General features: G+C 41.9%; 22 protein-coding genes. 13 read left to right on the plus strand and 9 right to left on the minus strand.

Features of this window, described 5'->3' with window-relative positions; genetic code table 11:
* Window positions 1-65 precede the first annotated feature (65 nt).
* A complete protein-coding gene (gene recN / locus I8748_RS00250; protein WP_198122720.1) occupies window positions 66-1814 on the plus strand; it encodes a DNA repair protein RecN in 1749 nt (582 codons plus the stop codon).
* A gap of 69 nt (window positions 1815-1883) precedes the next feature.
* Window positions 1884-2441: a 3'-5' exoribonuclease domain-containing protein gene (locus I8748_RS00255; RefSeq protein WP_198122721.1), complete on the plus strand. Its 558-nt coding sequence runs from the start codon at window positions 1884-1886 to the stop codon at window positions 2439-2441.
* Window positions 2442-2666: 225 nt separating this feature from the next.
* Here I8748_RS00255 and I8748_RS00260 read toward each other — a convergent pair whose 3' ends face one another.
* The 3 genes from I8748_RS00260 to I8748_RS00270 form a co-directional block, all read right to left on the minus strand.
* Window positions 2667-3986: a hypothetical protein gene (locus I8748_RS00260; RefSeq protein ID WP_198122722.1), complete on the minus strand. Its 1320-nt coding sequence runs from the start codon at window positions 3984-3986 to the stop codon at window positions 2667-2669.
* 114 nt (window positions 3987-4100) lie between these two features.
* The gene (locus I8748_RS00265) at window positions 4101-5435 is read right to left on the minus strand and encodes a hypothetical protein (RefSeq protein ID WP_198122723.1); all 1335 of its coding nucleotides are present in this window, start codon (window positions 5433-5435) and stop codon (window positions 4101-4103) included.
* Between the two features lie 477 nt (window positions 5436-5912).
* Window positions 5913-6062: a hypothetical protein gene (locus tag I8748_RS00270; protein WP_198122724.1), complete on the minus strand. Its 150-nt coding sequence runs from the start codon at window positions 6060-6062 to the stop codon at window positions 5913-5915.
* A gap of 170 nt (window positions 6063-6232) precedes the next feature.
* On the opposite strand from I8748_RS00270, the gene I8748_RS00275 reads away from it, so the two are divergent.
* Window positions 6233-6613 carry a diguanylate cyclase gene (locus I8748_RS00275; protein WP_198122725.1) on the plus strand — a complete coding sequence of 127 codons (381 nt, stop codon included), beginning with the start codon at window positions 6233-6235 and terminating at the stop codon, window positions 6611-6613.
* A 202-nt stretch (window positions 6614-6815) separates the two neighbouring features.
* Here the strand turns inward: I8748_RS00275 and I8748_RS00280 are convergent, their stop codons facing one another.
* From I8748_RS00280 to I8748_RS00290, 3 genes are all read right to left on the minus strand, one after another.
* Entirely contained in the window at window positions 6816-8042 is a 1227-nt protein-coding gene (locus tag I8748_RS00280) for an amidohydrolase family protein (RefSeq protein WP_198122726.1), read from the minus strand.
* 357 nt (window positions 8043-8399) lie between these two features.
* The gene (locus tag I8748_RS00285; RefSeq protein ID WP_198122727.1) at window positions 8400-9770 is read right to left on the minus strand and encodes a cysteine desulfurase-like protein; all 1371 of its coding nucleotides are present in this window, start codon (window positions 9768-9770) and stop codon (window positions 8400-8402) included.
* A gap of 702 nt (window positions 9771-10472) precedes the next feature.
* Entirely contained in the window at window positions 10473-10640 is a 168-nt protein-coding gene (locus I8748_RS00290; protein WP_198122728.1) for a hypothetical protein, read from the minus strand.
* Between the two features lie 243 nt (window positions 10641-10883).
* Here I8748_RS00290 and I8748_RS00295 point away from each other — a divergent pair, with 243 nt between their 5' ends.
* The 4 genes from I8748_RS00295 to I8748_RS00310 all read left to right on the plus strand — a co-directional run bounded on the left by I8748_RS00295 (window position 10884) and on the right by I8748_RS00310 (window position 14668).
* On the plus strand, window positions 10884-11696 hold the full coding sequence (locus I8748_RS00295) for a cation diffusion facilitator family transporter (RefSeq protein ID WP_198122729.1): 813 nt from the start codon (window positions 10884-10886) through the stop codon (window positions 11694-11696).
* Complete coding sequence (locus tag I8748_RS00300; protein ID WP_198122730.1) at window positions 11693-11926, plus strand: hypothetical protein; 234 nt, start codon at window positions 11693-11695, stop codon at window positions 11924-11926. Before I8748_RS00295 ends, I8748_RS00300 begins: the two co-directional genes overlap by 4 nt.
* 217 nt (window positions 11927-12143) lie before the next feature.
* On the plus strand, window positions 12144-14114 hold the full coding sequence (locus I8748_RS00305; protein WP_198122731.1) for an alkaline phosphatase: 1971 nt from the start codon (window positions 12144-12146) through the stop codon (window positions 14112-14114).
* Between the two features lie 44 nt (window positions 14115-14158).
* Window positions 14159-14668 carry a PEP-CTERM sorting domain-containing protein gene (locus I8748_RS00310; RefSeq protein ID WP_198122732.1) on the plus strand — a complete coding sequence of 170 codons (510 nt, stop codon included), beginning with the start codon at window positions 14159-14161 and terminating at the stop codon, window positions 14666-14668.
* A 125-nt stretch (window positions 14669-14793) separates the two neighbouring features.
* Here the strand turns inward: I8748_RS00310 and I8748_RS00315 are convergent, their stop codons facing one another.
* Complete coding sequence (locus I8748_RS00315; RefSeq protein WP_198122733.1) at window positions 14794-15705, minus strand: ATP adenylyltransferase family protein; 912 nt, start codon at window positions 15703-15705, stop codon at window positions 14794-14796.
* Window positions 15706-15735: 30 nt separating this feature from the next.
* A complete protein-coding gene (locus tag I8748_RS00320; protein WP_198122734.1) occupies window positions 15736-16665 on the minus strand; it encodes a hypothetical protein in 930 nt (309 codons plus the stop codon).
* Window positions 16666-16851: 186 nt separating this feature from the next.
* Between I8748_RS00320 and I8748_RS00325 the strand changes: the two genes are divergently transcribed.
* The 6 genes from I8748_RS00325 (at window position 16852) to I8748_RS00340 (ending at window position 20265) form a co-directional block, all read left to right on the plus strand.
* Window positions 16852-17763: a metallophosphoesterase family protein gene (locus I8748_RS00325; protein WP_198122735.1), complete on the plus strand. Its 912-nt coding sequence runs from the start codon at window positions 16852-16854 to the stop codon at window positions 17761-17763.
* Between the two features lie 80 nt (window positions 17764-17843).
* Entirely contained in the window at window positions 17844-18287 is a 444-nt protein-coding gene (locus I8748_RS36425; RefSeq protein ID WP_318781166.1) for an AAA family ATPase, read from the plus strand.
* A gap of 30 nt (window positions 18288-18317) precedes the next feature.
* A complete protein-coding gene (locus I8748_RS00330; RefSeq protein WP_318781167.1) occupies window positions 18318-19238 on the plus strand; it encodes an AAA family ATPase in 921 nt (306 codons plus the stop codon).
* Window positions 19235-19501: a retron system putative HNH endonuclease gene (locus I8748_RS34835; RefSeq protein WP_225896261.1), complete on the plus strand. Its 267-nt coding sequence runs from the start codon at window positions 19235-19237 to the stop codon at window positions 19499-19501. Before I8748_RS00330 ends, I8748_RS34835 begins: the two co-directional genes overlap by 4 nt.
* 75 nt (window positions 19502-19576) lie before the next feature.
* Window positions 19577-19882 carry a hypothetical protein gene (locus tag I8748_RS34840; protein ID WP_225896262.1) on the plus strand — a complete coding sequence of 102 codons (306 nt, stop codon included), beginning with the start codon at window positions 19577-19579 and terminating at the stop codon, window positions 19880-19882.
* A 74-nt stretch (window positions 19883-19956) separates the two neighbouring features.
* Window positions 19957-20265, plus strand: coding sequence for an antibiotic biosynthesis monooxygenase family protein (locus tag I8748_RS00340; RefSeq protein ID WP_198122736.1), 309 nt, complete (start codon window positions 19957-19959; stop codon window positions 20263-20265).
* Here the strand turns inward: I8748_RS00340 and I8748_RS00345 are convergent.
* Window positions 20262-20453, minus strand: coding sequence for a hypothetical protein (locus I8748_RS00345; protein WP_198122737.1), 192 nt, complete (start codon window positions 20451-20453; stop codon window positions 20262-20264). The genes I8748_RS00340 and I8748_RS00345 overlap by 4 nt on opposite strands.
* Window positions 20454-20461 lie beyond the last annotated feature (8 nt).

Here is a 20461-nt window from a genome sequence, read left to right on the forward strand (position 1 = left end):
CACTCAGCACTTTCAACTCAGCACTTTAAAAAGGACTCAGCACTACTCAAGGAGAATTTGGCTTGATGTTGCTTTGCCTGCGAATTGAAAACTTTGCCCTGATTGACCAACTGGAGTTGGAATTCGGTGCTGGACTGAATGTCTTGACAGGTGAAACCGGCGCAGGGAAATCGATTATCCTTGATGCTATTGATGCTGTCTTGGGTGGGAAAGTCTCAAGCCGAGTCATTCGTACAGGGACAAGTAGAACTTTAGTCGAAGGTACTTTCACGTATAGTCCCTCCCTAGCCGCTTGGTTAAGTGAACAAGAAATTGATTCAATCGATGATCATACCGTAGTCATCAGTCGAGAAATTACAGCTACTAGTAGTAATATCCGCAGTCGATCGCGGGTGAATGGAGTGTTGGTAAATCGGCAGATTATGGCAGAACTGCGCGATCGCTTGGTGGAAATCACCGCCCAAGGTCAAACTGTACAGGTGGGACAGTCTGCCCAAATCCGCGAATGGTTGGATTTGTATGGCGGCGACTCCCTCATCCAACAGCGTCAACAAATCGCCGCTGCCTTTGGCGCCTATCAACAAGCCCATCTTACACTAGAAAAACGTCGCACATCCGAGCGGGAACGCCTGCAACAACTCGACTTGCTCACTTATCAAGTGCAAGAATTGTCAGCAGCCAACCTCGACGATCCCCAAGAATTAGAACAAATTTTACAAGAACGGGAACGCCTGAATCATGTTGTTGATTTGCAACAGATGAGTTACAAAGTCTATCAGGCTTTGTATCAAAATGATGACGAAACTCCAGCCGCAGCTGACTTATTGGCAGACAGCGAGGCGACATTAAACGACATGGTGGAATATGACGCCCAACTGCAAACCCTGCTGGACTTGGTGAGGGACGCACAAGCCGCAGTAGTGGAAGTAGGACGCCAAATAAATGCCTATGGCGATAGTTTAGAAGCCGATCCCCAACGTTTAGAAGAAGTAGAAGAACGGATTCGGGAATTAAAGCAAATTTGCCGTAAGTACGGGCCGACACTAAATGAAGCGATCGCCCACTATCAAAGCATTCAAAAAGAATTAGCACAACTCAACGACAGCGAACAATCTATCGAAAATCTCGAACAGCAAGAGAAAGCCCACTTTCATAAACTTACCCAAGCTTGTCAAAAGTTAACTCAACTGCGCCGTAAAGCTGCTGCTAATTTAGAATCTCGTTTGGTATCAGAACTCAAGCCTTTGGCTATGGAAAAGGTACAGTTTCAAGTTGAAATCGTACCCACTTCCCCAACCGCAGTAGGTGCAGACAAAATTACTTTTATGTTTAGTCCCAACCCTGGAGAACCGCTGCAACCTTTAACACAAATTGCCTCCGGTGGAGAAATGAGCCGTTTTTTACTAGCACTAAAAGCTTGTTTTTCCCAGTCAGATGCAGCCGAAACACTAGTATTTGATGAAATAGATGTGGGAGTTTCTGGAAGAGTTGCACAAGCGATCGCCGAAAAATTACACCAGCTAAGCCAAAATAATCAAGTATTATGTGTCACTCACCAGCCCTTAGTAGCTGCCATGGCCGACCGACATTTCCGCGTCGATAAGCAAATTATTACCCAAAGCAAAGGTAAAAAAGCCGACAACGGCAACGCCGAACAGCGTACCGTTGTGCGAGTTACTAACTTAGAAGATTTAAACACTCGCCGAGAAGAACTAGCCCAATTAGCTGGAGGAAAATCAGCAAACGAAGCGATCGCTTTTGCCGAATCTCTCTTATTGCAAGCCGCTAACCACCGCCGCCAAAAAATAACCTAATCTTCTTTGTGTCTTAGTGTCTTAGTGCCTTTGTGGTAAAAAAGTAATCAAAGACAGGCAGGATAAAAGGTGGCAATCGAAATCTACGTTAGCACTGATATAGAAGCGGATGGGCCGATCCCAGGGCCCCACTCTATGCTGAGTATTGCCTCAGCAGCATACACCGCAGACAAACAATTAATAGCGACTTTTACGGCGAATCTAGAAACCTTACCAGGGGCAACAGGACACCCTGTAACTATGAATTGGTGGTCACAACAGCCAGAAGCTTGGGCGGCCTGTCGAGTAGATCAAAAGCCACCAGCAGAGGTAATGGAGTCTTACCACGCTTGGCTTTTGGCGTTGCCAGGTAAACCGATTTTCGTTGGCTACCCAGCTGCCTATGACTTTATGTTTGTCTACTGGTATTTAATGAACTTTGTAGGGAATAGCCCATTTAAACACTCAGCACTGGATATTAGATCCTATACGATGGCATTCCTGAAAAAAAATTATAAGGAATCCGGTAAAGAAAATTTACCTGCTGAATGGTTGGAGAATCAGCCATTAAAGCACGTTGCCTTAGATGATGCCATCCAGCAGGGGAAGTTATTTTGTAACTTGTTGCAAGCGAATCTTCAGGGTTGACAAACAGAAGCAGGCGATCGCATCTGTAAAACTCATAGCAGATCCAAAAGTTTCTCAAAGCAGCCTTTGGATCTTGCCCTATATAGCCGTAGTCAGATGTGCTAGGACAATATTGATTGCTCAAAGCCTTGGAAAAACTGGCTTTCCACTCAGCAACGCCACATGCTTCAAGTCGGCAAAGCCGCCCAACGCAGTGGCTCCTCAGCACTCAGCACTTTGCTATCCCTAGACACTCTCAATATAAGCTTTAATCGTAGGTAAGCCTGTCATCTTTTCATAGAAGAAATTATTGACAATTTTCATCACCTCTGCTTGAGCTACATCCACTTCCGAACCAAGGGGAGTGCCAGGTTCTTGGCGGCACAAATTGCGGTAAAGGCGCAGCAGATGACGCACAATCTCTAATTCTTCTTCTCCCTCCAATACCTTGACAGTCGCCAGAATCAGTTCATCAGTCTGATTGAGAATGCTGTCAATATCAAATACAGTACTTTTGTCCCTAGCTTCTTTGACAGTTAGCACCAATGCATGAACTTGGTAAAGTAGCGCTGCTGGTTCATCGAACAACTCACGCAAAAAGGCTGCTTCCTCATAACGCCCATTCAGTCGGAAGATGTTATATAGACGCTTGGCTGCTTTGCCGTAGTTCAGGTTATCGCCTTTGACACATTTTTTGACTTCCTTTTCCAATCGTGCCACATAATCATCCATGACATCGCTGGAAACCTGCTTCACCAGCTTGGAAAAGATTGGCGCGGATTCAGCATCTAAGTAAACTTCCTGGAAATAGCCGTCCAGATAACCGTCTAGTGGAGTGATGGTTCCATCTGGTGCTTCCCAGGTAACATCTAACATATTGCCAGCATTGGTCAACTGACCGCGTATTGTATCACCAACCACCCAGTCCAGCTTGCACCAACCTGGGTCATGTGCCACAGAATCCCAGGTGATGACCACAGGATTGCCCTCTGGGTCGCTCACTTCAATTTGTCCAGCGACGATATCATCGGGATACCAGGTAATTGGTGAACCAGCGTGCATGGTATATTCTCCCCGAATTACCTGTTGGGGGTAACCACCAAACTTTACTTCAAGTAACTGGTAATTAGGGCCAGACAAAGTATTAAGTGCCTTCTCGCGCATCAGTTTGGCAATAATCTGGCAAGCTTCGCTACGGGTGGGTGCTATGATATTCACCCGCTCAAAGTAGTCGCAGTCACCAGGATAAGTCTGAATCTTAGATTGAGCCGCTGAACCAGAAAGCGCCAAGGCAGTTTCTACGACACCAGGTATATCATCAAATTCAACGATTTTGCCAATGGCGCGAAACCTTGCCAACTCCTGCGGGTCAAAATCCAACATGCTGACTTTGTGCCCAAATACACCTGTTTCTTTGTCCACAACAATATCACTATCGCCTGTGGCCTCGGTGATAGATTTCATCCAGCGTTCTAATTCTTGCTCATTCAGTTGAACGCCCAATCTATTGGCAGATTCTACAACACGTTTGTATGCGTCTACAGTTTGGTCTTGTGGATTTGTCATTGTCTATCGTTTAGTGTTCACCAAGACAGCCATCTCATCGTAGCTGTCAGATTTGACAACAGATTCGCCTATAAAAAATTCCAAGGCTGCTTTGAGCAGCCTTTGGATCTTGCCCTATGCCTGGTAATTGTCGATATAAGCCTTAATTGTGGGTAAGGCTGTCATCTTTTCATAGAAGAAATTGTTGACAATTTGCATTACCTCTGCTTGGGCTACACTCACTTCAGAACCCAAGGGAGTACCAGATTCTTGGCGGCACAAACTGCGGTAGAGTCGCAGCAAATGACGCACAACCTCCAACTCCTCTTCTCCCTCCAACACTTTGACGGCCGCCAGAATCAGTTCATCTGTCTGATTGAGAATACTATCCATATCAAAGACAGTACTATTGTCCCTGGCTTGCTGCACAGTTCCCATTAACGCGTGGACTTGATAGAGTAGGGCCGCAGGTTCATCGAACAACTCACGCAAAAACGCTGCTTCCTCATAATGCCCATTCAACCGGAATATGTTATACAGGCGCTTAGCTGCTTTGCCGTAGTTCTGGTACTTACCTTTTTTGACACATTTTTTGAATTCGTTTTCCAAGGCTTTCACATAACTATCCATGACATCGGCGTCGGCTTGCTTCACCACCTTGGAAAAGATAGGAGCAGATTCAGCATCCAGGTAAACTTCTTGGAAATAGCCGTCCAGATAGCCGTCTAGTGCAATGATGGTTCCATCTGGTGCTTCCCAGGTGACATCTACCACGTTGCTGGCGTTGGCTAATTGACCGCGTATCTGGTCGGCAACAATCCATTCCAGCTTACACCAAGCCCAGTTGGGGTCTTCGGCTACCGCATCCCAGGTAATCACCAGAGGATTGCCTTCCATGTCTTTTACCTCTATCTGACCAGCAATCAGGTCATCGGGTAGCCAGTTAATTGGCGAACCAGCACGTCTAGTATATTGTCCCCGAACCACTTGTTGGGGGTAGCCACCAAAGTTCACATGAAGTAACTGATAATTGGGGCCAGACATGGTGTTGAGGGCCTTATCACGAACCAACTTACCAAGAATCTTGGAGGCTTCGTTACGGGTAGGTGCAATGATATTCACTCGCTCGAAGTAGTCGCAGTCACCAGGATAACTCTGAATTTTGGATTGAGCCGCTGACCCAGAAATCGCTAATGCAGTTTCTACAACACCGGGAATGTCCTCAAATTCCACGATTTTGCCAATGGTACGAAAGCGCTCCAAGTCTTGTGGGTCAAAATCTAACATGGTGACTCTGTGCCCAAAAGCACCTGTGTCTTTATCCACGACAATATCACTGTCACCTGTGGCCTCGGTGATGGATTTCATCCAGCGTTCCAACTCTTGCTCATTGAGTTGAACACCCAGGCGATTGGCAGATTCTATAACTCGTTGGTATGCGTCTACAGTTTTATCTTGTGATTGTGTCATGATATCTTCCTTGTTGAATTTTGTGTTTATACTTCGTTGAATAAGATGAACGCTACATCAAAAATTGTTTATCAATCTACCATTTATTATTTTTTGATTGTAAATATTAAGAAAAATTTAAGGTTTTTTATTATTATCTTAATAGAGTATTTTCTTAACTGTCTTAACTGTCCTAACTGTCCTTTCAGATTTTCAATTAAGTTTTAACTGTCTGCTGAATTAACTTATATGTTTTGACATATAATGAATAAACTCATGAAACTTGCCGAAATCAATAGATAAACGAAGCTTTGCGTATAAGCTTTTGATGATGAAGAGACGCAAAAGGTATTGCTGAATTCGAGTGTCAGCGATGCTAAATAGTTGTACAAAATGATGAATTGATTCAACCATGTTGGAAGATGTAGCCCAATTTGCAGTTAGCTACCACTTGCTTGTAAACCTATGTTCTCAGCCAGATTCAGCACAGTGAAATTTCTATGGCAGACCAAAAAAATGCGATCGCCTGAAAAAATAGTCATGCGATCGCAGGTTTATAATTAACTGTTGCACATGGTAATTTCTATTCCAGGAATGTATCCCACATTCTGCACCCTCAACTGTCAGGTTTCCATCCCAGATTGTCACAGTGCAACTGAATTCATTGGCTGCGGTGACAATTGTCCAACATCCACCCTTGCACCTGAGTTCGGGGTTGTCTTTTGCAAGGATTGGGCAAACTTTATTAATTTGGTAGATGTTGGCTACTTGGGTAAGCTCTATAGTACGTTGTACTACATCACTGGCAATCCTAGCAGATGCAACTTTACTACCGGCCTGTTGTACTGGCTGTTGCCATACTCACTGCTATTTGTGAGGTTCAAGCTTTGAGAACTGCTGCACAAATATTTAAAACTAATGTCAGAGCAGGAGATTGGGTTACACGTTACGGTGGAGAAGAATTCTGTATTGTCATGTCCAACACTGACCTCAACACAGGATATCAAATAGCTGAACGAATTCGCCTAGCTCTGAGCGAGGAAATCATAACAGCCTATAACGGTCAGCAGTTTCGACTCACCACCAGTATTGGGGTTGTTCAACTAATGGAAGAAAATAACCTTGTGTCTTTGTTGCAGCGTGCCAGTGATAAAGTCAGAGAGGCAAAGAAAAACGGGCGTAATCAAACCTGTTTGTGATTACTACAATATTATGAAGATAACTGACTGTATTTGAATACATTTTCAGTATTTAAACCTCATACAACCTATAGAATTTATATTTGATTTCTGAAAAACCAAATTGGCTAGAAGCTTGGCATACAAAGTTTTGTTTCTCAGTATACTTAGTAAGATTCAAGTGCGATTTCTATAGGCGGATGTTAACTACAATACACTTCGCTTATTGATGCTCTAAATCCCTTAACAAACGGCGATGTGGCTGTATCAATTCTCCTGAACGCACTACCAACACCGGAACTAGTTTTTGTTTTGCTAGCAATTGCTGACCTAGAGAGTCAAAAAACAGCCAATCACCTTCGACTAACTTGAGGATAGTGATATCTGCAACTGAACCAACTTGTAAAGTACCAATTTCTGCTTCAGCTTTGAGAACACGCGCTGGGTTAATGGTGACAGTGGCGATCGCTTCCACTAAATCCAATCCCAAAGCCATCAGTTTAGAAACAGCACCACATAAACTATAGTTCAAATTAGTGTCATTGTGAACACTCTTAAAGTCTCCGTGAACGTCGCTACTAATAGTATGAGGTCGGACTTTTTGCTGCATCATGCGCCAAGCAATATCAAAACTAAATTTCAGTCCATGTCCTAAATCTAAAAGTATCCCTCGTTCAATAGCTGTAAACAGCCACTCTGGAACTGTGGTACGGGTTCCCATTACTCCATCTGGTTGACAACTGTAACAGTGACCGAGTAAATCGCCGGCTTTCATATATGACAGCACATCTTCTACTACTTTGTCTGGTGATGGTCGATGTGCTTCCACTACAGGAAATAATTCTCCTGTGTGAACATATAAAGGTAGATGAGTGCGATCGCCTAATTGACGCGCTAATTCTAGTACACCCATACTCCAGCGAGATATAGATCCCGATTCAGCATGTACTTTAAAGCCACGGACAATCTCTGGATTTTCCTCAGCTAAATGTATCAGTGGATGTATATCTACCTTTTGCGGATTTTCCAGACCCGAAACTGTGTTTCCTATGGTTTGATCTGCTGCATGGTTAACTAAAAGAAAGCAGCGCACATCTGTTTTAGCTTTCTTGACAACACCTGATTTAAAACCTGCAAATGTAAACTGACTACTGCTACCCTGATCAACAACTGTAGTCACACCCGCATTGATACCAACATCGTCTGCGGATAAACCAAATGTAGTTACCCACTCGTAAACATGAGTGTGTAAATCGATAAAACCCGGACAAATTACATAACCTTCAGCTGATATTGTGTGCTTAGCTTTGTAGCCAGATAAATGTTGAGCAATTGTAACAATTTTGCCGTTATTAACAGCAACATCAAAACGTCCATTAATTGATTGACTAGGGTCAACTACCCAACCATCTTTTAGGACTAAATCGTATAATTTTACATTAGTGTTCATAAAACCTCCTAAGAGTTGGGAAAACTCTCATATTTGGGATAGAGGTAGCTTTCCATATTAACTCTTGATTCTGAAGAGAGATAACTTATTCTTGGCTAATACCATAGACTTCTTGCAGAAGTGGGGAAAAGGGTAAGGGGTAAAAGGGAAAGGGCTAATAAAAACCCTTTTCCCTTTAACTTTTTCCCTTTTCCCCCTCTTGCAAAAGTAACTTTTGCAAGAGGTCTCATACATAGCGGACTAACAGAAAATAAAGGTTTTTCAACCCGCGTAGGCGGGTTTTGTCTATCTAGCCACGACTTATAGCGGGGGCCTTGTATCAATAAATTAAACTGCCCTTGCTAAAGCCAACTTCAATCAATTACTCAGCGCAGCAATTTCATTTAAAACTTGCAGTAGTTGATGAATTTCTTCAACTGTATTGTAATGTAGCAGCCCAATTCGTACTAAGCCGCCACTTGCTTCTACACCTAACTTAAGAGTCAGATTCAAGGCATAGAAATTGCCATGCCAAACAAAGATACCGCGATCGCTTAAAGCTTTGGCAGTAAACTCCGGCGTTTGTCCAGCAAGTCTAATTGCTACGGTTGGTGTTCGCCAACTAAAGCGACTCGCATCAGTAATGCCGTAGAAGCTTAAGCCAGGAATTTCTAACAGTCCTGAAATCAACTTGTGGCTGAGTTGTTTTTCATATTGCCCAATTGCTGACATTGCTGCTACCAAGGCAGCACGGCGACTATGATAGGCAGATGCGATCGCATGTGTAGGTTGATCGGGTGATGTCAAAAACCGCGGACAGCTGAATGTTTGTAATCCTTCCTTGTCTGCTTCTGCAAGGGCTAAAACCAATTCACTATCAACTGCGGGGGAAACATGACAACCTAATTTTGCTAAATAGTTAACCGCCGCCACCACACCCGCTAAACCTTCATGATTCAAAGTTCCTGTTTCCCAGCGTGATGGTAACTCATCTGGGGAAGGTTTTACTTTGTATGGAGTCAGTCTGCTAAGATGTTCGCGCTTGCCATAAAGAATGCCAACATGTGTCCCGAAAAACTTGTAAGCGGAACAAGCAAGAAAGTCACAGCCTAGTGCATGTACATTAATCGGTGCGTGAGGGGCATAATGAACTGCATCGACGAAAACCCAAGCACCTACAGCATGGGCAAGCTTTACTATTGTTGCGACATCGTTGATTGTGCCCACAGCGTTGGAAGCGTAACTCACGGCTACCAGCTTTGTGCGCTGGTTAATCTGTTGTGCCAAATCGTTCATATCTAAGGTGCAGTCTGCAACGTTGATATCAACAACGCGGATAATTGCGCCTTGTTCCTCCAACGCATACCAAGGAGAAACATTGGCAAAATGGTCGAGTCGGGTAACAACAATTTCATCGCCTGGTTGCAATTCCCGACCAATTGCTCGACTCACGGCGAAGGTGAGCGTAGTCATGTTAGCACCGAATACTACCTCATCGCTATTGCAACCCAAAAAATCAGCGATCGCAGCACGAGCTGAAGCAATCAGCGCATCGGTACGCGCACTTGTGGCAAAAGCCCCGTGTGCATTAGCGTTTGACCTCACTAGATAGTCACTGATTGCATCTAGTACTGCTCCTGGTACTTGAGTACCACCAGGCCCATCAAAGAAAATTGCAGGTTGACCGTTGATTTTTTGTGTAAGCGCCGGAAATTGGGCACGTATCCATTTCAGATCAAGAGGCTCCATAGCAAACTCCTCTTTTAATAGTATTTTACTTATGGTTTCAATCGCAGTAAAACATTAACTTTAGTATTTATTTGGCGATTTCACACCAGTAATTATATTCAGACAAATTTCAACAAAAAACTTTTGTTGAAATTTCGCTTATTTCATCGAAATTTACTAAATTGAAAATATGTTACTGATAATTAATCACTATCTATATTTTGTCTCCAGTATTACTAAAATTATTTGGTTTTACTGTGATTTTAATATCTATTTTACTTGATAGCACAATTTATCCAAAATAGCTCTAGTTATTGTTAAAACCTAATTTGAGGAGATATTCCTGTTTATATAAATGCTCAAAGTCATTTATTCACAATACTCAAGTTATAATTTTTTGCATGATAATAGATGCTTTTCATTTCAGAAATTTATGGTTAATAATAACCTTAATTATATTAATTGCTAGCTCTATAAGGTCATCTCGAAGGCTGTTTTTATAGTTAATTTGTTGGTTTTAGTAATTATTTCTAACCTTTTATTTGATTATATGCTTTATTCATAGTTTATGTAAGATATTTACGTTAGTTAAAAATTCTGTAACTGTTCCTTCATAATTGGTTACAAAATCATTCCCTAAGAGATAGCAATACAGCTAAAACTGCATTCATAAACTATTCCTGTTCTAGATTTAAAAGGTTTTCTTGGGTGCTTTTACTGTCACTAACTCACAATGTCGCCATAACTGTGATCTGTGGGGCGATCGCAGGACAGCAAAGCTATAGTAAAATGATAATCATTACCAATAGCAATATTTTGGGGACTCCAAGATTGGGAATTGAGTACAGAGAAAATATTCTGACAGGATTTAGGCAGGCTTTGAATGCCCATCAATTCTTGATACCCCAGTCCCCAATCCCCATTGCCCCTAATCCCCAACGCCACTTGCGCGGCTGGCTGCCGGGAAACCCGTCCAACGCAGTGGCTCCTCCCTGCGGTCGTGGGGGCCCCGAGTTCCCCAGTCCCCAGTCCCAAACTTAATACTTTTACCTCAGATTAAACCTGACTTATTGAATTGTTAACTATAACACTGATAAATTTAGGCTAAGATGTACAGGTATTTAAGTATTAAAAATGATGCTTTCATCACAAGGGCATCAGACAGATAGCTCAGTATATGAGTTAGGTTCTAGTCGCTCTCTTAGTTTAAATTCCAAGCAATCAAACCAAGTTAAGCAAAAGATTCAGGCGTTACGGACTGCCTTAGTTTTACTTAGCACTTTTTTTTGTGTGGAATTAGGTGCAGGAATTTGGAGTAATAGTCTGTCACTTTTAGCAGATGCAGAACACATTCTTTCGGATGTAGCAGCATTAGGTCTGGCACTGGTGGCAATTTGGTTATCTCAATCCATGTCTGGGCGGACTGTGTTTGGGCGCTATCGATTAGAAGTTTTAGCAGCCCTGGTTAACGGTATCGGTCTGGCTTGTATTGCTGGTTGGATCGTCAGAGAAGCTGTAGTGCGGTTGCAATCTCCACCTACAGAAATTCTCGGCTTACCAATGTTGATAACTGCATTGATTGGTCTAGCGGTTAACAGCATTAACGTCCTGTGTCTGCATGGATGTAGCCATCATGACCTGAATATCAAAGGTGCATTTCTTCATCTGTTGGCAGATTTAGCCAGTTCCGTAGGAGCTGTACTGGCAGCGATCGCGGTGATTTGGCTGAATTGGACTTGGGCTGATGGAGTCATAAGCTTAGGAGTGGCAGGACTTATAGGGCTTTTTGCTGCTTATTTAGTGATTCAGAGCATCAATTGTCTACGTGGTCAGGTTGGTAATGTTAACAATGCGTCCTGCCTATGTGATTTGCCAAAAGAAGAGTGTAGCGATCGCGCTTCAGCAGAAAAGCTATTATTTCCATCCTTACAGGAGCTGATTCAATGATTTTATTACTCAAACGGTACAAGCGTTTATTTCCTTGGATGATATCTGGGCTACTGATTGCCTTCCTACTATCCTTGGGAGGACTAGAGCAAAAACCAGCTACAGCCCTTAGCCCAACTCAAGCCACTCCCTTTGCTCAATCAGCTCCTACCTCTACTGGGTCAAGCCTGGGTGCTACATACTCAGACTTCGCTGCAACTCATCTAGAACCCAATTTTTATCAGTATTAACTGTTAACACCATTTCCAAAAATATTTGCAACACATGAATCGGCTGTAGGGGCGTACAACTAACTGTACATCCCTAGAGTATCTTTCAAAGGCAATACCGTAACTGACCCTAGCCTTTAGGCTAGGGTCTTGGAGAATCACTGCGACTCAAACAAATTGAGTCGTGCTTTTTCCCATGCCTTCATGGCTTGGGTTTCCACAAATTCCATGAGGTTTTATGATTTCATTTTTGCAAAAGTACAAGAGAACGCTGGCTTTTGGTATGGTTGGCCTTCTTTGTACCCTTCTGCTGGTAATTGGTAATTATGTATTTCAGCCAACCCTAGCCTCTGGCAATGGGGTGAACGTAATTATCATGATTGGCGATGGTATGGGTTGGAATATGGCACGGGCCGGGGCGCTTGCCAAAGGCGCTCCCTTTTACACTAGCGGTAAAGGCACTGGTCTGAGCTTTCAAAATCTGACTGGATATGGACTAGTGACGACTTACGGCACAACGATTCAAGGAAACACACCACAAAAACCAGAAAATCAGCCGCATTTGACAGGTAACTCTGCCCTAGATGGAACTAATCCACTCACAGGTGCAAGTCCTATTCGTCCCAACTTCTCATTCCAGCCTACTCCTTTTAATCCTGGTGAACGACTTGATGGCAATAGCTTAGCAGAGGGTAACTTGACAGGCTACGACCCTAGTAGAGGAGGCCCTGTTCCTTGGATTCCTTTGACCCCTGCTAATCCTGGTACATACGAGAAAGAGTACATTAAGTACAGCTATCCTGACTCTGCTAACACCGCTACGACTCTTTACACGGGTGTAAAGAGCTATAACAACGCGATGGGAGTAGATATCTATGAGAAGAAGCTGAAAACCATCCTGGAAATTGCTAAGGAAAATGGTAAAGCTACAGGTCTGGTGACTTCCGTACCTATTAGCCACGCAACACCTGGTGCTGCTGCCTCTTTTGTCAATCGTCGTAGTAAGTATGACAGTAAGTACGACCCCAACAAAACCAACCAAGACAGCATTTTGCAACAGACATTACTCAACTTTCAACCCAATGTTTTGTTAGGTGGTGGTCATCCTCTAGACTTTGACAATAAAGGTAGTACAGGCCCAGTCTATCAATACACCTATATCACACAAGACACCTACGAGCATCTCAGAGATAACCCCAGCCCTACATCCAATCGTTATGGCTACAACTTTTTAGAACGTGGCCCAAATGCAACTCAGACACTACTAGACACGGCTGGGGAAATCGACCCAAATAATGGAGGCAGATTATTTGGTTTATATGGTGCCCGTGGACAAGAAGGCAACCTTCCCGTTAGTTCCTCCAAGGGAGACTACAGTCTTACAGGTCTGAACAACGGTTCACTCTACAGCTCAGTTGTCAAGTCAATCAACGTTAGTGCGGGGCAAACTGCCGCCGACTGTCCATCAGGTAAAATTATTCCTGCCACAGCTGGGGATTGTGTGCCTGTGGTTGATGCAGCAGGAAATCCGATTTTTGGGCCTACACCTGATACTGTCCGTCCTCTGTCTCCTGGTGAAACTGATGCTAGCTTCATCGCCAGAGAAATTAACGAAAATCCTACTTTGGCTGATTTGGCCAAAGCAGCTTTAACAGTTCTCGGTAAAGACAGAGATGGCTTCTGGTTGATGATTGAGGGGGGTGACATCGATTGGTCTGCTCATGATGACAACATGGACAACTTGATTGGGACTGTCAATGATTTTGACAAGGCAGTCCAAGAGGTGATTACCTGGATTAACAACAATGGTGGTTGGGAAAAGAATTTGTTAATCGTGACTGCTGACCACGACCACTATCTAACCCTAAATAACGACTTTGTATCGAAGCTAATTCCTAATCCTGACCCCAGTAAAGCTAGAGGATTGAAGTATAACGCTAAGGACATTACTTTCAATAAGCACAATCCTAAAGATGCCGGACACTTCTGGGGGTCTGATCCGAATTATAAGTACCTCTGGGGTAGTCATAGTCGGCGGATTGTCCCTGTTTACTACCAAGGTGCATACTCATCAACTCTCACCCGATTCCAGGGACAAAAAATTGAGTTCACAGATTCCTCTGGTACTTACGATGCGCCTGGTGTTCGAGGAGTACTTGATCAGAGCCATATTTTTCAGGCTATGAAAACAGCCCTCACGAGTCAGTGAATTTCATCAGTCATCTTGGACTTGTTCTTTATCAAGGGAAAAAAATGACTAACTCCATCTTCAAGAAATTAGCGGTTGCAACGGTGGGAAGCGCTGTAATTTTTGCAGTAGGGGAAACTATGCCTGCACAAGCTGCAAACTTGAATTACAGTTTCTCTAACGCTAGCCAAACACTCACAGGTACTTTTTCGTTCGACGAGGCGGCCGCAGCAGACCAACAAGTAACGGTTTCAGAAGGCTTAAAGATTTTTGCTAACTTCAATGGTCAGTCCTACACTGAAGCAGATGATTCTTTAGCGGTGGTGTTTACCGACTTTTTGGGGAAAATTCCCAATGGACAGGGATTAGGGTTGCAATTCGAGATACCCGATGTGTTCACAGTCTACACGGATAATTTTATCAATCCCAATGATGCAACTGAGGCGGGCGTTCAGTCTGTGACTTATACTAGTGTTCCAGAACCGGGTTCTATTTTGGCGTTGTCTGTATTAGGGCTGGGTTTTTTCTTAGGTAAAAAAACAGCTTGTTTGAAGTTATCTAAGACAAAAGCTTAACAAGCTTATCAATAGACTTCTTGCATCAATATTTTAGCGTTGCTGAATATATAGAAAAGCTCACGCAAAGACGCAGAGGCGCAAAGAAAGGCGCAAAAATATGACTTTTGCAAGAGGTCTATTGGTTAAATTGGTACTGCGACACTCTTTAAGATGTTCATGGGGCCTTGGTTTTTGAGAAGCTGCATTTCTTGCTCGTTTCGTACCAGTAAAGCACCTGCAAATCCTAATGAGTTGACAGATATAGATTGAAAATGCTCGTGCGATCGCGGTACAATCAACATCCATTCTCGTGTTGCTAATAAGTTGTAAGCACCAGACTGTCTGTCACCATTAACTGCGTTTAATCCTACTGCACGCAATAAGCTGTGATAATGCTCTAGCAATGCTTCTGCTGCTGTTAAAGGCGACTGCAACCAATCAGAGTCTAGTTTGACAAAGGCGTGTAAGAAAGGCAATCCTGGTATAGTTGCAATAGAGTCTTGGAATTTTGCTGAAGCCAGCAACGGTTCAATGGGTATTTGCCAACCTGAAGGTACAAGTGGTAATGGTACTATTTGCAGGTGTTTGTGTCGCTGGCTAGAACCTGCGATTTTGCCACCGTTGTAAAAGGCTAAACCGTTAAATTCAGCCAGACATGCCCATAAAGCTGCAAAATCTTCTATTGTTAGTAAGCTTTCTTGTTCCTCAAAGGCACGAGTAATGATGAGCAGGTGATAGTCAACAACGTTATATTTATTCAAGATACATACATGAGTATCAGAAATATCTGCAACAAATAAATCCTCTTCATAGGGAAGGAAGGGATTAAACTCCTTACCTGCAATAATATTTTGTTTCTCTTGTTGCTTTTTAGCTGCATCCTTACGAATTAGGTTAGATAAAATTCGTACTAAAAAATTAACACCATCCTGCTCTACAAATTCAAACTCTGTAGGTATAGATAATAGTGCTTTGCATTTCAAAGCTTGCTGAGTCCGCTGTTTAACACTTGTCCATAAACTATCAGGTTTTAGTAATATTTTCCTCTGAGCCATTTTTAGATTTTGGATTTTGGATTTTGGATTTTAGATTTGGGAATTGGAATTTGGGATTTTAAAAATGATCATTTCATTGCCAACAATAGGGTTACGCGCTATCAGCCTATCTTGAGAGTCGAGAATCTCTAAATGGGTAAAATCAAGTTCTTGAGAACGTTGTAAGACTTCAGCTGCGAGTTTCTTTTGTTCAGATTCCTTGAGAGTGAACCAATTATCACTAATTTTGATAGTCAAATTACTGGTGCGGAAGTTGGCTTGAATTGACTTTATCAGACCAGAAGCAAAGCGATCGCTAATTTCTGCCACTTGATTTTCAATCGCCGCAATCAAAGTTTGTTCTGGTGTCAATTGTATGGTGGGTGTTGGTATCGGCGTTGGTGTTGGTTCTGGTGCTGGGGGAGTGACTTCTTCTGGTGGCGTGATTTCCTCTGGCGGAGTCGTTGCTGTTGGTGTTGGTGTTGACTCTGGTGAAGTCGTTGCTGTTGGTGTTGGCGTTGACTCTGGTGGAGTCGTTGGTGTTGGTGTTGGCGTTGACTCTGGTGAAGTCGTTACCGTTGGTGTTGGTGTTGGAACTTTCTCAACAGGGGGAACTGTTGCTACTTCAGCAGGTTTACCAGTCAAAATAGTTGAAGTTGTCCAAACTAGTATGACGGTAATTCCAGCAATAATTCCCGTCAAAGCTGTATCCGAAAACTTTGCTGACAAATTTTGCGGTAGTAAAGAGCGAATTTTCCTCAACAGTCCACTCCAGGTTGACTGAAGCTGCTGTAAAAAACCAGGCGCTGACTCAGTACCAGGTGGGGGTTCTGTTTCCAGTTTCACCACCGTTGCTTCTAGAACCCCTATGGTTCCTCTGAGAAGTTGAATAATTGTAGACTTCCAAAAAGGCTGGGCTTTTTGGTTAGCTTGTGGTTCACGAGAGGAAGGTGGTTGTGAATTCTGATTGTCTTGTGACATGGAACTTTCACCAAAAGCAGCAAATCAAAGACAAATAACACAAATTCTGATAAGTGCTGTCTTTACAGCCTTAATGTATCACTTCATTGCTCTTTCTTTGACTTCAGCTAAACTGACTAATTAGTATTGGGTACTGGGAGAACTTTACCCCATTCCCCATTCCCCATTCCCTATTCCCCAATTACAATGAATCTCAAACGCCGTCAATTTTTATTTTTAGGTAGCCTCAGCGCTATTGGTACAGGAATTTTAGGCTGGACGTTAATTCGTCAAAATACTCAAAGTGCTGATATTAGTGATTCAGCCATAGCCGCCAACCCGCCTAAAAAAGACTTACTGTTACGTTTTGTATCTGTTGCTGATACAGGCACAGGAGCAAAAGGACAGTATGCTGTGGCTGGGGCGATGAATTATTATCACAAGAGAAATCCCTACAATTTAGTAGTTCTAGCTGGAGATAATATTTACAATAACGGCGAAATTGAAAAAATTAATGCAGTTTTTGAGCGTCCATATCAACCTTTGCTCAAGCAAGGTGTGAAATTTCAAGCTTGTTTAGGTAATCACGATATTCGTACAGCCAACGGTGAACCACAAGTCCGTTATGCTGGCTTTAACATGAAGGGACGTTACTATACTTTTCGTCGCAATCAAGTGCAATTTTTTGCTTTAGATACTAATAGTAATGCAGATTGGAAAAATCAGTTAGTTTGGTTAGAGCAAGAATTAAAACGCAGTCAAGCTTCTTGGAAAGTAGTCTTTGGACATCATCCGATTTATGCATCTGGTGTTTATGGAAGTAATTCAGAGTTTATTAAAACCTTTACTCCTTTGTTTCAGAAATATGGTGTTCAATTATATATAAATGGTCATGAACATCATTATGAACGCACTCGTTCTATTAATGGCACAACTTATTTAATTACTGGTAGTGGTGCAGGGACTCGTCCTGTAGGGCGTTCAGAATGGACAGAGTACTCTGCTGAAAAGTTGGCTTTTGCAGCCTATGAGGTGTATCCAGATAGAATAGAAGTTCAGGCGATCGCTACTGATAACACTGTGTTTGATAAGGGTATCATTCAATTAAAATCAGCTTAATTTCTTGCCGCAATTTTCTTGATAGAGTTGTAGGGTGGGCTTTGCCCACCTAGTCAATTACAGAAAGCTTGATTAAAACTATGAAAGTCAAGCGCCTCACAATGCAATCCTTCCGTGGAATAAGCGATTTAACGCTGGAGTTCGATGAAAATGAACCAACGGTACTTATTGGTATTAACGGGGTAGGCAAATCAAGTGTTCTTGATTGTATTGCTATTCTTTTGTCACAGTTTATTGAACAGATTCAAGACTCACTCGAATCCTTGCGTTTCTTTACTACACAAGATATTGAGAATGGGCATAATACAACATGTAATGAAATTACTGTGTCTATAGAATTGCAAGAATTTACTTGGTCAATGTCTAAAGCCAAAGATACAAAAAATCTCGATGATCAAAAGAGTGATTTAGCAAATCTAAAAGAAATTCTGGATTTGGAAAAAGAAATAATAAATAGTTTGGGAAATTACAAAGATTTAGACACTCTGAAAAGGCGAGTTGTAAATTTACGTACAAAAATATAAACTAAGATACGTAGCAAATTAATAAAAAATTTGAAACCAGCTATTGAAAACTTAAATAATCAATTAGCAACTATTCCTAATACAAATATTCCTTTAGCAGTTTATTATCCAGTAAATCGTGCGGTTATTGATATGCCGTTAGAGATTTCAGAGGCATATTCATTTAAACAATTAGATGCATATAAACAGGCACTTATAGTAGGAAAAATAGACTTCAAAAGTTTTTTTGAATGGTTTAGAAACCAAGAAGATTTAGAGAACGAAAAGCGAAGAGATAATCTTGAGTATCGAGATAAACAATTAGAAGCAGTAAGACAAGCTATATCTTCATTGTTACCAGATTTTTCAAACTTGCGAGTTCAGCGTTCTCCTTTGCGAATGACTGTGCAAAAACAAGGTGAAGAACTCATAGTTAATCAACTATCTGATGGTGAAAAATGCTTGCTGGCAATGGTGGGAGATTTAGCCAGACGTTTAGCGATCGCTAACCCAAGTTTACCAGATCCGCTGAAAGGTAGTGGTGTTGTTTTAATTGATGAAATTGAATTACATCTACATCCAAAATGGCAACGAGAAATTATTCCGGCGTTGACAAGAACATTTCCTAATTGTCAATTTATTGTCACAACTCATTCGCCTCAAGTAATTAGTCATGTCAAACCAGAACAAATTTACATTTTAGAAAAGACAGATGAAGGTGTGATTGCCAAACGTCCAGAAAGTTCCTTTGGTAGAGATAGTAATCGTATTTTAGAAGACTTAATGGATGTTCCAGCACGTCCACAAGAAATTAAGGAAAGCCTTTTAGAATTGTTTCGATTAATTGATGCAGGAAATTTGGAAGGTGCTAGGGAATTACGTCAACAATTAGCTAACGAAATTGGAGCAGATGAACCTGAGTTTGTCAAGGCAGATGTACTCATCCGACGCAAGGAAATTCTCAATCGATGAAGTACATCAATAAGAATGAGGAACCATCGAAATTTACTTGTTGGAAAGCTTTAGAAAATGATGATTGGAAACCTAGCTGGAATGTTTTTCAAGCACCAGAAAAACCTATTGTACATGATGCTTTATTAAAAGAGCAGGGGTATATTTGTAGCTATTGTGGAATGCGTATCACTAGAGAAACTAGCCACATAGAACACCTCAAACCTCGTAGTAGTTATCCTCATTTGGCGCTAGAATACACAAATCTCATCGCTTCATGTTAAGGAGAAAGTGAAGAACCTCCTCCTGTTCCAGTACATTGTGGACATCAGAAAAAGTATTGGTACGATAAAGATTTGATGGTTTCGCCTCTAGAAATAAACTGCGTTGATTTTTTTAAATACCTTGCTTCTGGTGAAATTCAACCAACTGATGAACCAGATAAAAAAGCTGCTGCTGAAACAACAATTGAGAAGCTTGCACTCAACATTGACAAACTACAAAATATGCGTAGGGTAGCAATTGACGCTGTATTAGGTGATATTGATAGTTTGACTGAGGAAGAAATACAACAGCTTGCTGAAGGTTATGAAAAACCAGATTTTAAGGGAGAATATACTCCGTTTTGTGCAGCAATTACTTATTTACTCAAGAATTATTTTTGAAGATGTCGAGTTGGCGCGATCGCATCCCAGTAAACTATATAAAATTACCTCAGTTTAATTATTAGGAAAATAGTATGATTCTTGAGGCAGCGATGCTGAATGTCAAACCTGGTTTAGAATCTGACTTTGAATCTGCTTTCAAAAAAGCTTCTACTATTATCTCATCGAGTCATGGATATATATCCCATGAACTCCATAGATGCATAGAAGTCCAAGGGAAATATTTATTACTTGTCAGGTGGGAAACTTTAGAATCTCATACTATTGGATTTAGAGGTTCTGCTGAGTATCAAGAGTGGAAAAAGCTTTTACATCATTTTTATGAACCATTTCCCACTGTTGAACATTTTCAAAAAGTAGAAATAAATACAATACAATCTTAATTAGTCGTCTTGCAAAAATATTTTTTTGTATCACGCAGAGTCGCAAAGTCGCGGAGAAGAGGGCGCAAAGACGACTTTTGCAAGAAGTTTTCTTTGCGTCCTTTGCGTTCTTGGCGGTAGCCTGCGGAAAGCCCTTCGGGTTCAGCAGTTACTCCACTTGGGGAAACCCCAAGACCGTACTGCTTCACCGCTTACG

Origin of the sequence: Amazonocrinis nigriterrae CENA67, from assembly GCF_016056305.1 — a bacterium.
Classification (GTDB): domain Bacteria; phylum Cyanobacteriota; class Cyanobacteriia; order Cyanobacteriales; family Nostocaceae; genus Amazonocrinis; species Amazonocrinis nigriterrae.

What these genes read in the sequence shown, in the direction of transcription:
- recN (WP_198122720.1), top strand. Translation starts at nt 66, where the DNA reads ATGTTGCTTTGCCTGCGAATTGAAAACTTTGCCCTGATTGACCAACTG.
- I8748_RS00260 (WP_198122722.1), bottom strand. Translation starts at nt 3,986, where the DNA reads ATGACAAATCCACAAGACCAAACTGTAGACGCATACAAACGTGTTGTA.
- I8748_RS00265 (WP_198122723.1), bottom strand. Translation starts at nt 5,435, where the DNA reads ATGACACAATCACAAGATAAAACTGTAGACGCATACCAACGAGTTATA.
- I8748_RS00275 (WP_198122725.1), top strand. Translation starts at nt 6,233, where the DNA reads ATGCAACTTTACTACCGGCCTGTTGTACTGGCTGTTGCCATACTCACT.
- I8748_RS00280 (WP_198122726.1), bottom strand. Translation starts at nt 8,042, where the DNA reads ATGAACACTAATGTAAAATTATACGATTTAGTCCTAAAAGATGGTTGG.
- I8748_RS00285 (WP_198122727.1), bottom strand. Translation starts at nt 9,770, where the DNA reads ATGGAGCCTCTTGATCTGAAATGGATACGTGCCCAATTTCCGGCGCTT.
- I8748_RS00290 (WP_198122728.1), bottom strand. Translation starts at nt 10,640, where the DNA reads ATGGGCATTCAAAGCCTGCCTAAATCCTGTCAGAATATTTTCTCTGTA.
- I8748_RS00295 (WP_198122729.1), top strand. Translation starts at nt 10,884, where the DNA reads ATGATGCTTTCATCACAAGGGCATCAGACAGATAGCTCAGTATATGAG.
- I8748_RS00300 (WP_198122730.1), top strand. Translation starts at nt 11,693, where the DNA reads ATGATTTTATTACTCAAACGGTACAAGCGTTTATTTCCTTGGATGATA.
- I8748_RS00305 (WP_198122731.1), top strand. Translation starts at nt 12,144, where the DNA reads ATGATTTCATTTTTGCAAAAGTACAAGAGAACGCTGGCTTTTGGTATG.
- I8748_RS00310 (WP_198122732.1), top strand. Translation starts at nt 14,159, where the DNA reads ATGACTAACTCCATCTTCAAGAAATTAGCGGTTGCAACGGTGGGAAGC.
- I8748_RS00315 (WP_198122733.1), bottom strand. Translation starts at nt 15,705, where the DNA reads ATGGCTCAGAGGAAAATATTACTAAAACCTGATAGTTTATGGACAAGT.
- I8748_RS00320 (WP_198122734.1), bottom strand. Translation starts at nt 16,665, where the DNA reads ATGTCACAAGACAATCAGAATTCACAACCACCTTCCTCTCGTGAACCA.
- I8748_RS00325 (WP_198122735.1), top strand. Translation starts at nt 16,852, where the DNA reads ATGAATCTCAAACGCCGTCAATTTTTATTTTTAGGTAGCCTCAGCGCT.
- I8748_RS36425 (WP_318781166.1), top strand. Translation starts at nt 17,844, where the DNA reads ATGAAAGTCAAGCGCCTCACAATGCAATCCTTCCGTGGAATAAGCGAT.
- I8748_RS34835 (WP_225896261.1), top strand. Translation starts at nt 19,235, where the DNA reads ATGAAGTACATCAATAAGAATGAGGAACCATCGAAATTTACTTGTTGG.
- I8748_RS34840 (WP_225896262.1), top strand. Translation starts at nt 19,577, where the DNA reads ATGGTTTCGCCTCTAGAAATAAACTGCGTTGATTTTTTTAAATACCTT.
- I8748_RS00340 (WP_198122736.1), top strand. Translation starts at nt 19,957, where the DNA reads ATGATTCTTGAGGCAGCGATGCTGAATGTCAAACCTGGTTTAGAATCT.